Source organism: Ensifer sp. LC384 (assembly GCF_001695865.1).
In the GTDB taxonomy this organism is placed as follows: Bacteria; Pseudomonadota; Alphaproteobacteria; order Rhizobiales; family Rhizobiaceae; genus Ensifer.
Genome location: NZ_MBST01000009.1, coordinates 34810 through 49801, shown reverse-complemented (window position 1 = coordinate 49801; position 14992 = coordinate 34810). Strand labels below are relative to the sequence as shown.

Genomic DNA, 14992 nt, shown 5'->3' with positions numbered 1-14992 from the left:
TTCCAACTAAAGTACGCCGCCGCCCGACGGGCTGGCTGGCCGTGAGCTTTCGGGAAGTCGCACTTAGCGGGCGGATTCGGGAGCCTGGCGTTGCAGCCTCAAGTTTTCCAGATCGCTCTGAATGAACTTTCACAACAATGCACGCCTGTTGCCTTGAGACGCCAAACGCGGCTGACAGCGATGGCATCATGCCGGCGACCATGAACGCCGGCGCGGTCAGCGAGCAGATCGTCACGATCGAGACAGGCGCTTGAATGCTGGTTCGGATCTATCTCGGTTCATGGAAAGCAAAATTTAACCATACTTGTTCATCTTTTCTCGATCGGTCGTCAAGAAGGGGACAATCCGGGAAATCGCGCAGCGGTGGTCGATCGCCGGCCTGAAGGCCTTTGCGGGATTTACTGGCTTGATATGCGTTGTGAGTAAGGTCGTTCGTCCAAAGTCTTTGCACCGTCTGTTACGCCCGCTGCTGATCACGTGCTGCGGCCTCGCCTTTGCCGGCGTGGCTGCGGGATCGGTGGCCGGCATGGTCGCAATGGGCAGCTTTTTCGCTCATGGTTCGGGCCACTTCCTGCCCAAGCCGCAACTCCATGTGGCAGGGAGAGTAAAGGAGCGCCCGTGGGTCAAGCAGGCCAGGGTCAAACAGACGCCGAGATTGGTCGCCGCCGCGGCTGAGCCAGTCGTGCTCGCAAGCCTTACCGGTGGCCGAGCGAGATCCGCCCACGGTCCCGATGCTCCCGGAGATGCCGAGATGAGCGGCAACGCAGCGCACTTCGACGCCTTGGCGAGGCGGGCCACAGTGACATCCGAGAAACCCGCGAGCAATTTCCGGGCCTCTGGTTCCGCCACGTCGCGCCCCGCGACGGCAAAGGTTGTCGGGCCTGCGCTGGACCGGTTCGGGCCACCGCGCGCCGGTTCGACCGATAAGCCCGAGGCCTCGCTCGCCTATGCCGACCCCTCGCAGAGCGGAGCGAACGGCGTTGCGTTTTCGGCGTTACTGGCGCCGCCGCTGGATGACGACCTCGCCGCCCTGCCAGACTATGAAGATACACCATCCTTCGGCCCTCTGCCGCAGGTCCGTCCCCGTGACAATCAAACCCAAAAGCCTGCTGCTGAAACGGAGAACTCCGAGATCAGGCAGGCCGAAGCCGGGGCAGCGTCGAAGGTCGACGAAACCGCGAAGGCCGACGAACGCGAAACGCCGAGGCAGCAAAAGCTGGCTTATGCGCGGCCGGACGATCCGGCGGAGAACAGATCCGGCGGCGGCCTCGGCCAGGCCTTGCGCAGCATGTTCGGCGGTGGAACCAAGGCGGGAAATGGCGTCGCGGTCTACGACATCAGCGCCGCGAAGGTTTACATGCCCGACGGCAGTGTGCTCGAGGCCCATTCCGGCATCGGCAAGATGGCCGACAATCCGCGCTATGTGGATGTCAAGATGACCGGACCGACCCCACCGCACACCTACAATCTCAAGATGCGCGAAACGCGCTTCCATGGTGTCGAAGCGATCCGCATGCTGCCGATCGACGGAAAGAACAAGCACGGCCGCGACGGTTTCTTGACCCACAGCTACCTGCTGCGCGGCGGCCGAGCGGAATCGCATGGCTGCGTCGCCTTCAAGGACTACAGGCGTTTCCTCACCGCCTTCAAGGAGGGCAAGGTCCGGCAGATCGTCGTGGTGCCGAGCGGCGGACGCGCGGCTGGCATGCAAATGGCATCGAACGGAAAGAACACCTGACAGGCTCACCCGGCAGTCGGCTGGTTGAAGCAAGAGATGGCGATCAAGGCTTTCGCCAACGAGGGGTGGGCATTAAGATCTCGCCTTCTACAGCGCCGCGCGTCAAATATGACGCGCAAAGGACGCTGTAACACTTTGAGTTGCTGCATAATTTTGTCCTTAAATCGATTCCGATTTAAGGAATTATGCAGTAGAGAAGCCAGTTTAAAGCGGACCGGGAGCCAGTCATGTGCCGAAACATAAAACCCCTGTTCAATTTCGATCCACCAGCGACTGACGAGGAGATCCATGACGCCGCGGTGCAGTTCGTGCGCAAGCTGAGCGGAACGACCAAACCGTCCAAACGCAATCAGGCGGCCTTCGAGCGCGCGGTCAATTCGATCGCGGCCTACGCCCGAGAATTGCTCGATACGCTCGATACTTCGCAGCCCCCACGCAACCGCGAAGAAGAAGCAGCCAAGGCGCGCGCTAGATTGGCGATCAGGTTCGCCTGACGAGAGCAGCCATCAGCCTGCCATAAGCCTGGGTCTCCTCCCGCTGTCTCGCGATCGATTGCCCCGGCAAACCGCTCCGCTCACGCGAGGATGAAGCCGAGATTGATGTGGCCGTCCTTCAGACCGCGGATGATGTCGTTGGGCGAACCGCTTGATACATGCAGCTCGATATCGGGATACTTGCGGCTACTGCATAATTCCTTAAATCGGAATCGATTTAAGGAGAAAATTATGCAGCAAGTTTAAAGCCTTACAGCGTCCTTTGCGCGTCATATTTGACGCGCGGCGCTGTAATACGCCCCAGGAACGCCGGCAGCACGCCAATCGTCGCGGGATAGATGCGTCCCGGCAAGCCTCGACAGGTGTCGCAGGCCATGGATGCGGCCACGGGCGCCGCATCCATGGCCTCATCCGATATCAGGCCTCGATGAAGGCGAGCAGGTCGCCATTGAGGACGTCGGCATTGATCGTCAGCATACCGTGCGAGAAGCCCGGATAGGTTTTCAGCGTGCCGTTCTTCAGGAGCTTGATGGCCTTGAGCGCGGCGTCGGCGATCGGGACAATCTGGTCGTCGTCGCCATGCAGGACCAGCGTCGGCACGCCGATCGCCTTCAGGTCCTCTGTCTGGTCGGTTTCCGAAAAGGCCTTGATGCCCTCGTAATGGGCCTTGGCACCGCCCATCATGCCTTGCCGCCACCAATTTTGGATCACGCCTTCCTGCACTGTCGCGCCGTCGCGATTGAAGCCGTAGAACGGACCGGCGGGGACGTCACGGAAGAACTGCGCCCGATTGGCAGCCAGCGCGGACCGGAAGCCGTCGAAGACTTCAATCGGCAGACCTTCGGGATTTGATGCCGTCTTGAGCATCAGCGGCGGTACGGCGGAGACCAGCACCGCCTTAGCAACGCGGCCTGACGGTTCGCCGTGTCTGGCAACATAGCGGGCAACTTCGCCACCGCCGGTCGAATGGCCGATATGGACGACATTCTTCAGATCGAGCGCTTCGACGACCGCAAAGGCGTCGGCGGCGTAGTGATCCATGTCGTGCCCTTCGGAGACCTGCGCCGAGCGGCCATGACCACGGCGGTCATGGGCAACCACGCGGTAACCCTTCGACAGGAAGAACAGCATCTGCGCGTCCCAGTCGTCGGATGAGAGCGGCCAGCCATGATGGAACATGATCGGCTGCGCGTCCTTCGGACCCCAGTCCTTGTAGAAGATTTCGGTTCCGTCTGCGGTGGTAACAAAGCCCATGTCTTTCTCCTTTGGCGATCTGGATGGTGGGTTGTTTCGCGGCGTTTCGATTGTCTATGCAGAGATATTGGACCGAGAAGAGAATGCCGACAATTGCAACAATAGTATTGATTGAATTGCGATTTTAGCAATTAAGGGAGGGCGGCCGAAGCCGCCCCCTCTGGTCACGCCGATACCTTACCCGGCCGGTTGATGTTCAGAAAGTGCCTGACGACAGGCTTCTCCGCTCCCGAGTGATAGGCAAGCACCTTGCCCTGTAGATCGGCATCAGCCAGCGACACGCGCTTGTGCTGCCTAAGATGTTCCGCCCAGGATTCGACCATGAACCACTCGACCATCTTTTCCGGAGCGGCCGAATCCTCGGTTATGCCCCAGCCATAGGCGCCGTCACGGCGTCGTTCGTGCGACAGCTCGTCAAGCGCATGCAGGAATGCGGCACGGTTTTGCCTCTCGACCTGATACTCGATCAGGATCAAAACCGGGCCGCGGTCATGCGGGACCGGTTCTGCGACGAGCGGCTCCGGCCAATGGTTTGACGGGACCAAATCGGCATCACCCGCCGGCAACTTGATACGGTGCATGATCAGTCCAGCCACGAACAATCCGCCCGCTCCGATCAGCAAGGTGCCCGAGACACCGGCAACTTCGCCGACTGCACCCCAACCGAGGCTCCCGGCAGTCATCGCACCGTTGAAGACGGTCAGATAGACGGCGAGCCCGCGTCCCCGGACCCAGTTCGGCAGGATCGCCTGAGCGGCACCATTCAGGGTGGTCAGGGCCGTGATCCATGCAGCACCGAGGAAGAGCAAAATGACGACGGCAAGCCATTGCGGCGGCGCCAGCGACAGCGCTGCCATGACCAGCGCCGTCACGAGCGCAGATCCGAACAACAGGCCATCGGCGCCGAAATGTTGGCGCAGCCTCGGCATGACGAGGGCGCCGCCGATCGCACCGGCCCCAACCGAGCCAAGCAGGATCCCGTAGAAGCTGGCGTCACCGCCGAGCAGCTGGCGCGCCACCAGCGGAAGCAGTGCCCAGACCGCACTGGCGAAGGCGAAGAAGACGGCAGCCCTCAACAGAACGACATGCAGCGGCCGGCTGGCACGGGTGTAACGCAGCCCCGCTCGAAATGCGCCGAAAAAGCCTTCCGAAAGCGCGTCATTCGCATCCTTGGCGCGCGGCCACCAGACCAATGCGGCGACGACGAGCACGTAGGACGCCACGTCGGCGCCGTAAGTAACGGCGGCGCCGAGGGAGGCAAGCAGCAGACCGCCCGCCGCCGGACCGATGGAGCGCGCGATGTTGATGCCCAGCGAATTCAAAGCGACGGCACCCTTCACATCTTCACGCGGTACGAGTTCAGGAACGATCGCCTGCCACGTCGGCCCCATGAGCGCCGCACCGATGCCGCCCATGAACGTCAGGGCGATCAATGCGCTGACCGACAACAGACCCATATGGGACAGTGTCATCAGCGTTATACTGACACAGGCGAGCAGAAGCTGAACGGCGATGAGGAATTTGCGCCGGTCGAGAATGTCAGAGAGCACGCCAGCGGGGATTGCCAGCAGGAAGATCGGCAACGTGCCGGCCGCCTGCACCATGGCCACGGCCGCAGGTGCGGCGGAGAGATCCGTCATCAGCCAGGAGCTGGCGACATCGCGCATGAAGCTGCCGGTGTTGCCGAGGACCGTTGCTGCCCAGAGGACCGCGAACACGGGTTGGCGAAGCGGGGCAAAGCTGCCACCTGAAGATTTTGGGGCGCTCATTTGCCTGCTCCTTTGGTGATATCGATTGCCGCGACGAGGATGAACGCGCCGGCGAGGCCGAGGTGTTCGAAGAAGGCATTGGTCGCCATCATCCGCTCCATGCCCGGCGCAATTTCCCAGAAGCGAAGCGCGACGAAGGTCGCGAGAACCGTGAAAGCGGCCAGAGCCAACGCGCCCAGCCAACGCAAGAAACCTGAGAGAATCATGGCCGAGGCAGCAAGCTCGAATGCGATGACGGCGACAGCGAATAGGCCTGCCGGATGAAGGCCGAAATGCTCCATCTCGGCAATCGCGCCGGTGAAGTCGAAGATTTTGGTGAGCGGCCCCTGAATATAGGCCGCACACAGCGCGAGAAGCGCGATGGTGCGCGTGACAGGTGACGCGGCAGCCCTTTCAAGAAGCCTGCCGGGGCGATTGAAGGAAAAAGAACGATCAGTCATTTCTGCTCCTGCGATCTTCGCCGTTCGGTAAGAGCGACGGTGTGTTCGTCTGATGGAGGCTATGTTGCCCGGGAAGATTGCCGCCAACAATTGCAGTAATAGTTTTGATTTAATTGCGCTTCTTGCAACAATACGCCCGTAAGACGAGGAAGTCGGCTTCCATGCTACGGCACCATGGGGCTCGGGAAGAACGGGCAGCACCAATCCGCTGCCCGCTCGATGCTTAATGACTTAGCTGCGTTTCACACGGCCCAGCAGGAGCAGCCGAGCGCACCGAAGAAACCCTTGAGGTCGGCGATCGGCAGTTTCGACGTCCAGGCGCCGGCATGGTCGTGGCCATGCACGCCGCAGTCGTTGACACAGCCGCATGTCGAGATTGCCGTCCGGCGGAGCGAGCGCTTGCCTGCACCTTCTGGCTCACCCCAAGCGGCGTATCCGCCGAACGCGCGCACCGGCGACCAATTCGGCATGGCAGGCGGTACGTCGTTTTCATCGAGTGCCTTGAAGTCACCGGCACCGTAGACGATCTTGCCGCCCACCATGGTGAGGTCCGATGTCAGGAAGGAAATCTCGTCTTCGGCGCAGGAAAAGAAATCCTTGTCCGGCACGACGAGATCGGCGAACTGCCCCTTCTCGATGCGGCCTTTCTTGCCCTCTTCATTGGAAAACCAAGTGACCTTTTCCGTCCACATGCGCAGCGCCGTCTCGCGATCGAGGCAATTGGCACGAGGATAGAGTTGCATGCCGCCGACAGTCTTGCCGGTCACCATCCAGGAGAGCGAGACCCAAGGGTTATAGGATGCGACACGCGTCGCATCCGTACCGGCCGAGACGTTGACACCCTTCTCAAGCATGCGCTTGATCGGCGGCGTCGCTTCGGCAACGCCATGACCATAACGCTCGACGAAATACTCCCCCTGGTAGGCCATGCGATGCTGGGTGGCGATGCCGCCGCCCAGAGCTGCGATCCGGTCTATGGAGCTATCCGAGATGGTTTCGGCATGGTCGAAGAACCAGTTCAGTCCCTCGAGCGGGATGTCCTTGTCGACCTTTTCGAAGACGTCGAGCGCGCGGCTGATGGTTTCGTCATAGGTGGCGTGAAGGCGCCAGGGCCAGCGGTTCTCGGCCAGCACACGAACGACCTCCTCGAGTTCGCCTTCCATTTCCGGAGCCATCTCCGGCCGGGGTTGGCGGAAGTCTTCGAAGTCCGCAGCGGAGAAGACCAGCATCTCGCCCGCGCCGTTGTGACGGAAGTAATCATTGCCCTGCTTGTATTTGACCGACTGCGTCCAGTTCAGGAAATCCTGCTTCTCTTCTTTCGGCTTCTGGGTGAAGAGATTGTAGGCAAGCCGAACGGTCAGCTGATCTTCATCGGAAAGTTTCTGGATGACGGCATAGTCATCGGGATAATTCTGGAAACCGCCCCCGGCATCGATGACGCAGGTGATCCCCAATCGGTTCAGCTCGCGCATGAAATGACGGGTGGAGTTGACCTGATAGTCGAAGGGCAGCTTCGGGCCCTTGGCGAGCGTCGAATAGAGGATGCCCGCATTCGGCTTGGCCAGCAGCATGCCGGTCGGATTGCCGTTGGCGTCGCGGGTGATCTCGCCGCCCGGCGGGTTCGGCGTGTCTCTGGTATAACCGACGGCGCGAAGGGCTGCGCCGTTCAGCAAGGCGCGGTCGTAAAGGTGCAACAGGAAGACCGGCGTATCCGGGGCGACCGCGTTGATCTCCTCGATGGTCGGCAGACGCTTTTCGGCAAACTGATGCTCGGTGAAGCCGCCGACGACGCGAACCCATTGCGGTGCGGGCGTGATTGCGACCTGTCGCTTCAGCATGTCCATGGCGTCGGCAAGGCTACGAACGCCGTCCCAGCGCAGCTCCATGTTGTAGTTCAGCCCTCCCCGAACCACGTGGGTATGGTTGTCGATCAACCCCGGCAGCACGCGCTTGCCTTTCAGATCGATGATTTTCGTCTCCGGACCCGCCAACGCCATGATCTCACCATCGCTGCCCACCTTCATGAACAGGCCGTCCTTGATGGCGATCGCGGTGGCGTTCGGATTGGCGCGGTCGAGCGTGGTGATCAATCCGCTGTGAAGGATGATATCGGCGTGCATGGGATCGGCTCCGGTCTTGCTGGGATCGGCGGCATTTGCCGGTGAAAACAGGCTGGGAAAGGCGAGGCTCGTCGCTGCGCCCAGAAAGGTTCGGCGCGTCGTCATCAGCTTTTGTCCTGTGGCAAATGTTGGCTGGCGGTGGCTACGTTCACCGCGTTGACGCCGCCCTTCGGCAAGTGGCCGAACATGTGCGGCTTCACCTGGTGTAACCAGGATAGAGCGGCTGGCTCGCGGGCCCAGAAGCTCTTTGCCAGCGGCACGAGCTGCTCTCCGACAAGGATGCCGAGTAGCCCGATGAGGGCGACGACGGGCGGGGCTGGCGAGCGCACGTTAAGCAGGCTGTAGACCACACCCACCAGCAGGCCGGCACCGAGTGACAGAAGATAGACTTTCATTGGGGGAACCTCGCGCGGTGAAAGAAAAGTCCCTCCGGCAGGAAGCGTCCTGCCGGAGCGATCGGCGGTGGTTACTTGGCGGGATTCGGGCCGATCCGCTTGCCGTGGCTGACGCGCTCAGTGCCACCGTGGACATGCGTTACCGCGTAATCGATGCCCATGCCGTAAGCGCCGGAATGCTCCTTCACCAGCGCGGTGACAGCGTCGTAGGTTTCCTTGCGTGCCCAATCGCGTTGCCACTCGAGAACCACCTGCTGCCAGGTGACAGGAACGACGCCGGCCTGCACCATGCGGTCCATCGCATATTTGTGTGCATCAAGAGACGTGCCGCCCGACGCGTCCGCGACCATGTAGATCTCGTAGTCGGTATCGCGCATGCAGGAGAGCGCGAATGTCGTGTTGCAAACCTCGGTCCACAGGCCCGAGACGACAACCTTCTTGCGCCCGTTCGCAACGTTCTTCGCAAGAGCGTCGCGCACGTTCTGGTCGTCCCACGAGTTCATCGAGGTGCGCTCGAGAATGTCGTTCTCAGGGAAGACGCCAAGCAGTTCGGGAAAGGTGTTGCCGGAGAAGCTGTCGGTTTCGACGGTCGTGATCGTCGTCGGGATGCTGAATATCCTTGCAGCCTTGGCGAGGCCGACGACATTGTTCTTCAGGGTCTGACGATCAATCGACTGGACGCCGAAAGCCATCTGCGGCTGCTGGTCGATGAAGATGAGTTGGCTGTTCTGCGGGGTCAGGACTTCGAGTTTGCTGGACATTGGGTCTCTCCTTCGTGAGTTATGTGCCGTTTGGGCGGCGGGCTGGGAACTGAATAGGCTCGGCCGATCGGACGCCGGTGTTTCCGCAGTTCGTCCGAAGCCTCAAAGTGGAAGAGAGGCGGACCGCCTGGGGCGGCCCGCGGGAGTTCGTTCGCTACGCTGCAAGCGGAGCGAGGCCTGCCTCAATCCGGTCGCGCAAGGGTTCGTAGCGTACGGGCAGCTTCAGCGCCTCGCCGAGATGTGCGGTATCCTCGTCACGATCGAACCCAGGCTCGTTGGTTGCGATTTCGAACAGGACGCCGCCGGGGCTGCGGAAATAGATCGCCCAGAAGTAGTCGCGGTCGATGACCGGCGTCACCTGATAGCCCGTATCCATCAACGCCTTGCGAACCTCAAGCTGTGCCGCCCGGTCAGCCACGGCAAATGCGATATGGTGTACCGAGCCGGCCCCCTGGCGAGCGAACGGCGTTTGCGGCAGAGCCTCGAGATCGATCGTATCGGCGCCGTTGCCATTTGGGATCACCAAGCGCGTGACGTTGCCTTCCTTTTCTGCTCGCTCATACCCCATGAAACCGAGAAGCTCCTCCATGGCTGCGGTATCGTGCAGGCTCAATCTGGTGCCGGCAAAGCCACGGATCGCGGCACCGGCCGGCACGCCCGCGGCGGCCCAGGGAGAGCGAGCGTCCTCGACCTTTTCGACCAGCGCCAATCCGTCGCCGTCCGGGCCGCTGAACCGCAGGCGGTTGGCACCGAAGATCGTGTCGACCTTGATGCCGCCGACACCCTGCGATATCAGCCGGTCCTTCCAATAGGTCAGCGACCCCTTAGGAACCGAAAACTGGGTTTCGCCAACTTCTCCGACGCCGGGGCGGCCGCGCATGATGTGATCGAAAGGGAAGTATGTCATCACCGTTCCGGCTGCGCCCATTTCATCGCCATAGTATAGATGGTAGACGCTCGGCTCGTCGAAATTGACGGTCTTCTTCACCCTTCGCAGACCGAGGGTATTCGTGAAAAACGTGTTGTTCCGCCGGGCGTCCGACGCCATGGACGTCACATGATGAAGTCCTTTGATATCCTTGATCATGACCGTGTTTCCTGCGTTTGTCTGGTGTTGGCTGCTGAAAACAAATCTACGCAGATTGCCGCGACGACGGAATTGCAATATTAATTTCGAATGAATTGCGATTTTTGAAATAATGAGATGAACGACTACAAAGCTCTTCGCACCTTCCTGATGGCCGCCGAAAAGAGGAACTTCGCGCAGGCCGCCCGCGAACTCGACATGACGCCCGCCGCGGTGACCCGAGCGATCGCCGCACTTGAGGCTGATCTTGGCGTTCAATTGTTCGTTCGGACCACCCGGCAAGTGTCGCTCACGACGGACGGTGCGATTTTCGCCGCCCAAATTCAGCCCGCCGTGGAAACGCTCGAGAGCGCACGACGCGACGTGATGAACGCCAACAAGGCGGATGAAGGTCGTCTCAGGATCAGTGCTCCGACCTGGCTGGGAAAAACCGTCCTGCCTCCCATCCTGTCGGGATTCAAAGAACTCTATCCCAAGATGGGCTTTGAGATTTCCCTTTCGGACGGGCTCGTGAATATCGTCGACGATGACTATGATCTGGCGATCCGCATCTCCGCGCAGCCTTCCGACAAGTTCACCATCTGGCGAAAGATATGCGCCATACCGCGCATGCTGGTCGCAGCACCTGGCAGTCGGTTCGCAGACCTCAACCACCCCAGCGAACTGATGCCTGACGAGTGCCTCGCTTACAGTGACGAGAGCCGTCGAGAGAGTTGGGTTCTTTCAGACGGTGGTTCATCCGTAACAATATCAGCAGGTCGCGGCTTCAGCGCCAACAGTGGCGAGGTTCTCGCCGACATGGCGGCTGACGGTGCGGGCGTGGCGCTACTTCCGGGCTTTCACATCGCCGAACATCTGCGGACCGGACGGCTGGTGCATGTGTTCAAAGGATGGGCACCACAGGATCTGTGGCTGACCCTCTATTATCCGCCCTATCAGGCGCTGCCGCCACGCATCGCCTCGTTCTCGAAGTTTTTTGAGCAACAGGTTCCGGGATTTATGGTTGCAGTTCACTGACCTCCACGGGCCGAATTTTGCGCGGACGAGATCTTGTCCGGTTTTTATGGGGCAACTCCAGTCAATGCGCTGACGCCAATGAAGGCCGCAGCATATTCGAGGCGGAAATCCACTTACAGCGCCGCGCGTCAAATCTGACGCGCAAAGGACGCTGTAACACTTTAAACTTGCTGCATAATTTTATCCTTAAATCGGATCCGATTTAAGGAATTATGCAATAGCAAAACGCCCCGAACTGTTCAGACAAACCGAGCCAGTTCTGTGGGGACAAGTCGCGCCGGGTGTGTTCAGCTGTCTGTGAGGATCTGGATCAGTCGCTCGCGCGTCAGCGGCAGATCCCGCAGGCGCACCCCCAGCGCTCGCGACGCCGCGTTTCCGATCGCGGCGGCCACCGGACCTTGCGACGCCTCACCCGCGCCAAGTGGCGGACTGCCGCGATCGACGATGAAGCGCGTCTCGATTTGCGGTACGTCGGAGAACCGCAGGATCGGATAGCTTTGCCAGTCGAGCGCTGGCACGCGGTCATTCTCAAGGCTGATCGCCTCCTTCAGCGTCCAGCTGATGGCTTGTATGGCGCCACCTTCAATCTGGTTTCGCGCACCTTCCGGATTGATCAGTAAGCCGGCATCAACGCACAACCAAAGACGCTCCACCCGGACCGCCTCGTCCACCGTCACCTCCGCAACGGCCGCAAGCCATGCGCCCTTGTTCTTGTAGCGCGCAACGCCGATGCCCAGAGCCTGCCCCTCTCCAGCCAGCCGGCTACCGGGCCAACCACTCATCTTGGCGGCACCTTCAAGAACCGCGCGGCAGCGTTGATCGCGAAGGTGACGCAGCCGGAACTCAAGCGGGTCGGCTGCGGCGATCTCGGCAAGTTCGTCCATCGCGGATTCGATTGCGAACACGTTGAGGTGCGCTCCCAATGATCGCAGTGACGAGGTCCTAACCGAACTGCTGGTATCGAGGGCGACACACACCTCATGGCTCGGAAAATCATAAATCGCCACAGCATTGCGCGATGCGCCGCCGCCGGCCACATCCGGCAAATCCTCGACCCGGCCAGGAAGCCGGCGTACGTCGAGCGCCTCGGCCGAGGTCAGGTTGACATGACCACCGAAACCCGGACGCTGCGCATGGGGCGCGCTGACCACAGACATCCTCCAGGCCGATATGCTTCCCGCGGCATCGAGCGCGGCGCCGATCTCTGCCGACATCGCCGCTCCCAACGGTGCACGGCTGAGTTCGTCCTGGCGCGACCATTGCACGCGAACCGGGATCCCGGCGTGATCGACAGCGATAATCGCTGCATCCAACGCCGCATCATCCGCGCTGTTATGACCATAGCAACCTGCACCATGGGCATGGACGACGCGAACGTTGGCGACGTCGAAGCCGAGACAAGCCGCAATCTGGTCCCGAAGAGCGAAAATTCCCTGGGAATGCGTCCAGACCGACAGTTGCCCATGTTCATAAAATGCGAGACCACAACTGGGTGCGATCGACCCATGGGCGACATAGCCGCGCGAGTAGCGGGCTCTAAGGGCCAGATTTGTCATCGATAGCGGGACTTCGCCATCGCGGATCACCGCACGCATTTCGCCCGCCGTCTCTGCCGGCTGCCAACGCCCGGGTTCCTCCGACCAGGTCAGGAACGCGTCGGCATCTGCCTGCGCGGACTGAACATCGAATTCATCGGGCCCGACAAGAGCGACAAAGTCCTGCCTGCATAGCAACTCGACGCCCGGATAGTGTTTCGAAAGCCAGGCCGTGTCGGTGTTGGTCAGCCTGGCAAGGCGAAAGGGCTGCCGGACGACGCGCGCATGCAGCATGTTTTCGAGCGCGATGTCGTGAATGTACCCACCGCGTGAAATTTTGACAGCCAAGTCGAGACGCGGCGGGCTGGTACCGACGATCGCGTAATCGGCTGCCGCCCTTACCGCAATCGGCCCTTCGACAGCTTTGGTCCAATCGACATCTGCAGCCACCGTCCAGAAATCGAGCCCGACCGGCTCCACGCCCCTGAAAAACACACCGTCTCTGCAAGACAGGATTTCGGGAGCAGCCTGCAAACGTCTTGAAGCTGTTTGAAACAGCTCAGCGCGCGCATGCGCGGCCACGAGCCGCAACGAGGCGCCCGACACTTCGATCGATTGGCTGCCGGCAGTGATCCCTTCGTCCGGTGAGACGGCAGTGTCTGCCGAGCAAACCTCGATCTGTCCAAGGGACAGATCCAGTTCCTCGGCAACGATCTGAGCAAGCGCCGTCAGAATGCCTTGTCCAAGCTCGACCTTTCCCGGTCTGATCAGGACCTTTCCGGGTAGCTCGAACGAAATCCAGCGGGCAAGGATGGGATTGTCCTTAAGGCTCTTCGGCGTTGAAGCAGCGGTCATCGGCTCGCCTCCGCCAGGCCCTTCGCAGCGCGCTCGACGGCGCGCAGGATGCCGCCGTGGGCGCCGCAGCGACAAAGGTGGCGATCAAGCGCTTCGATCACTGCCTCACGTGTCGGAGACCTGTTCGCTTTCAACAAGGCGAACGCGGACATGACGATACCGGAGAGGCAATATCCACATTGGCCGGCATGCTCGGCGTCAAAGGCTTCAAGAAGAGCACGACCGACCGGATCGTCGGCTAGCCCCTCCGGGGTGACGATCGACGCACCATCCAGAAACGATACGGGCAAGGCGCATGAATAGCGGGCCTGCCCATCGACGCTGAGGACGCAGGCGCCGCATTGTTCCAGGCCGCACCCGAAATGGCTCGCCTTCAAGCCAAGCCGGTTTCGCAGCGCCAACAGGAGCGGCTCATCGAGGCGCCCCTCGAAGGAGACCTCGGCACCATTGATCTGGCATTGGACCCGATTGGTCATTGTTGCCCGCCCACCTTGCCTGCCTTGGCAGCGGCTCGCTGCGACGCACCTGCTTGCGGAAAGGCAAAGGTGGCGGCGGTCGCCCTCACATTGGCCTTTGCCTGCTTGAGTCGATAGGCGGTTGGCGTCATTCCGACGGACTTGCGAAAGGCGCGCAGGAAGTACTTTTCGTCGTTGTAACCGACCGCATAGGCGATCTGGCTGATCGTTTCGTCGGTAAGGACAAGCCGCTCCCTTGCATCCTCGATCCGCATCTGCCGAATGAGCGCATTGAAGCTCGTGCCGGAATATTGTCGGAGCAGCGAGCAGAGCCGGCTTCGCGAAAGCCGCACCGCTTTGGCCGCCTCTTCGAGCGTCGGCCCCTTTAGATAATTGTCGGAAATGAAATCGGCGATCCGACGCATGTTACCGCTATCGCGACCGATGGCGGGCAAAAGAGGCGACAACTCGTTGAATGACGTTTCATAGCTCTGGCAGATGCTTGCCAGCATCAGCGCGAGCTCACCCCTGATCATCTCGGTGGCACAAAGGCGTTCGCCGCCGTATTGATCGATCATGGAACGGCAAGCCTGCTCGACGCGCGCCATCTGTGTGCTGTCGAGGTTGAAGTCGATGTGCCCCTGCCAGACGAATGGCGTCAACTCCGGCGCCAATCGAACAAGCTCGGCGGTCGGATAGGTCCGCGTGATGGCCGGCCTCAGGAAGTCGAGATCGAAATAAAGTACGATGCATCGTGTCATCAGGTCGAAGCGGATCTGATGCGGAACCATCGGAGCGATGAAATAGATCGACCCCGCCCGTGGCTTACAAGACGTCAGGCCGATCCGCGCCGTCGGCGCCTCCGTCATGAAGTAAATGATCTGGAAGTAATCGTGCTTGTGTGCGGGATAGAGGCGCTGGGTTTTCTCGACCAATCGAACGTGAAAACGCGGTTCGCCGGATCGCTCCAGAGCATAGGAGCGGAAAGGCGCCGACATGTCGTCGATTCGATCCGAAGCCTCGCCGGTATTATGCTTCTTGACCGCCCGCTTCATGATACCTCCCATCTGCC

At 60.8% G+C, this 14992-nt stretch carries 14 protein-coding genes and 1 pseudogene; 3 read left to right on the top strand and 12 right to left on the bottom strand.

Annotation, left to right across the window (positions count from 1 at the left end; translation table 11 throughout):
- Positions 1 to 751: 751 nt before the first annotated feature.
- Together BC363_RS10215 and BC363_RS10210 are read left to right on the top strand one after the other, a co-directional pair.
- Positions 752 to 1738, top strand: a complete 987-nt coding sequence (locus tag BC363_RS10215; protein WP_348272177.1) for a tlde1 domain-containing protein — start codon at positions 752 to 754, stop codon at positions 1736 to 1738.
- Between the two features lie 227 nt (positions 1739 to 1965).
- Positions 1966 to 2232 (top strand): DUF2277 domain-containing protein, encoded by a 267-nt coding sequence (locus BC363_RS10210; protein ID WP_065784783.1) that lies wholly within the window; start codon positions 1966 to 1968, stop codon positions 2230 to 2232.
- An 89-nt stretch (positions 2233 to 2321) separates the two neighbouring features.
- Here the strand turns inward: BC363_RS10210 and BC363_RS35895 are convergent.
- From BC363_RS35895 to BC363_RS10175, 9 genes and pseudogenes are all read right to left on the bottom strand, one after another.
- Positions 2322 to 2420 (bottom strand): annotated as a pseudogene (locus BC363_RS35895) (LysR family transcriptional regulator); the annotation flags it as partial.
- 62 nt (positions 2421 to 2482) lie between these two features.
- Positions 2483 to 2635: a hypothetical protein gene (locus BC363_RS35085; RefSeq protein ID WP_161491380.1), complete on the bottom strand. Its 153-nt coding sequence runs from the start codon at positions 2633 to 2635 to the stop codon at positions 2483 to 2485.
- A gap of 14 nt (positions 2636 to 2649) precedes the next feature.
- Positions 2650 to 3486 carry an alpha/beta hydrolase gene (locus BC363_RS10205; RefSeq protein WP_065784782.1) on the bottom strand — a complete coding sequence of 279 codons (837 nt, stop codon included), beginning with the start codon at positions 3484 to 3486 and terminating at the stop codon, positions 2650 to 2652.
- 164 nt (positions 3487 to 3650) lie between these two features.
- Positions 3651 to 5255, bottom strand: a complete 1605-nt coding sequence (locus BC363_RS10200) for an MFS transporter (protein ID WP_065784781.1) — start codon at positions 5253 to 5255, stop codon at positions 3651 to 3653.
- The gene (locus BC363_RS10195) at positions 5252 to 5695 is read right to left on the bottom strand and encodes a DoxX family protein (protein ID WP_065784780.1); all 444 of its coding nucleotides are present in this window, start codon (positions 5693 to 5695) and stop codon (positions 5252 to 5254) included. Before BC363_RS10195 ends, BC363_RS10200 begins: the two co-directional genes overlap by 4 nt.
- A gap of 242 nt (positions 5696 to 5937) precedes the next feature.
- Positions 5938 to 7920: an amidohydrolase gene (locus BC363_RS10190; RefSeq protein WP_065784779.1), complete on the bottom strand. Its 1983-nt coding sequence runs from the start codon at positions 7918 to 7920 to the stop codon at positions 5938 to 5940.
- Positions 7920 to 8210 (bottom strand): XapX domain-containing protein, encoded by a 291-nt coding sequence (locus BC363_RS10185; protein ID WP_065784778.1) that lies wholly within the window; start codon positions 8208 to 8210, stop codon positions 7920 to 7922. The genes BC363_RS10190 and BC363_RS10185 overlap by 1 nt, the downstream gene beginning before the upstream one ends.
- 71 nt (positions 8211 to 8281) lie before the next feature.
- A complete protein-coding gene (locus BC363_RS10180; RefSeq protein ID WP_065784777.1) occupies positions 8282 to 8971 on the bottom strand; it encodes a hydrolase in 690 nt (229 codons plus the stop codon).
- A 154-nt stretch (positions 8972 to 9125) separates the two neighbouring features.
- The gene (locus BC363_RS10175; RefSeq protein WP_065784776.1) at positions 9126 to 10058 is read right to left on the bottom strand and encodes a VOC family protein; all 933 of its coding nucleotides are present in this window, start codon (positions 10056 to 10058) and stop codon (positions 9126 to 9128) included.
- Between the two features lie 117 nt (positions 10059 to 10175).
- Here BC363_RS10175 and BC363_RS10170 point away from each other — a divergent pair, with 117 nt between their 5' ends.
- The gene (locus BC363_RS10170; protein ID WP_065784775.1) at positions 10176 to 11075 is read left to right on the top strand and encodes a LysR family transcriptional regulator; all 900 of its coding nucleotides are present in this window, start codon (positions 10176 to 10178) and stop codon (positions 11073 to 11075) included.
- Between the two features lie 287 nt (positions 11076 to 11362).
- On the opposite strand, the gene BC363_RS10165 is transcribed toward BC363_RS10170, so the two are convergent.
- The 3 genes from BC363_RS10165 to BC363_RS10155 are packed head-to-tail and all read right to left on the bottom strand — an operon-like array spanning position 11363 to position 14975.
- A complete protein-coding gene (locus BC363_RS10165; RefSeq protein ID WP_065784774.1) occupies positions 11363 to 13465 on the bottom strand; it encodes a molybdopterin cofactor-binding domain-containing protein in 2103 nt (700 codons plus the stop codon).
- A complete protein-coding gene (locus BC363_RS10160) occupies positions 13462 to 13941 on the bottom strand; it encodes a 2Fe-2S iron-sulfur cluster-binding protein (RefSeq protein ID WP_065784773.1) in 480 nt (159 codons plus the stop codon). The genes BC363_RS10165 and BC363_RS10160 overlap by 4 nt, the downstream gene beginning before the upstream one ends.
- Positions 13938 to 14975 (bottom strand): helix-turn-helix domain-containing protein, encoded by a 1038-nt coding sequence (locus BC363_RS10155; RefSeq protein ID WP_065784772.1) that lies wholly within the window; start codon positions 14973 to 14975, stop codon positions 13938 to 13940. The genes BC363_RS10160 and BC363_RS10155 overlap by 4 nt, the downstream gene beginning before the upstream one ends.
- Positions 14976 to 14992 lie beyond the last annotated feature (17 nt).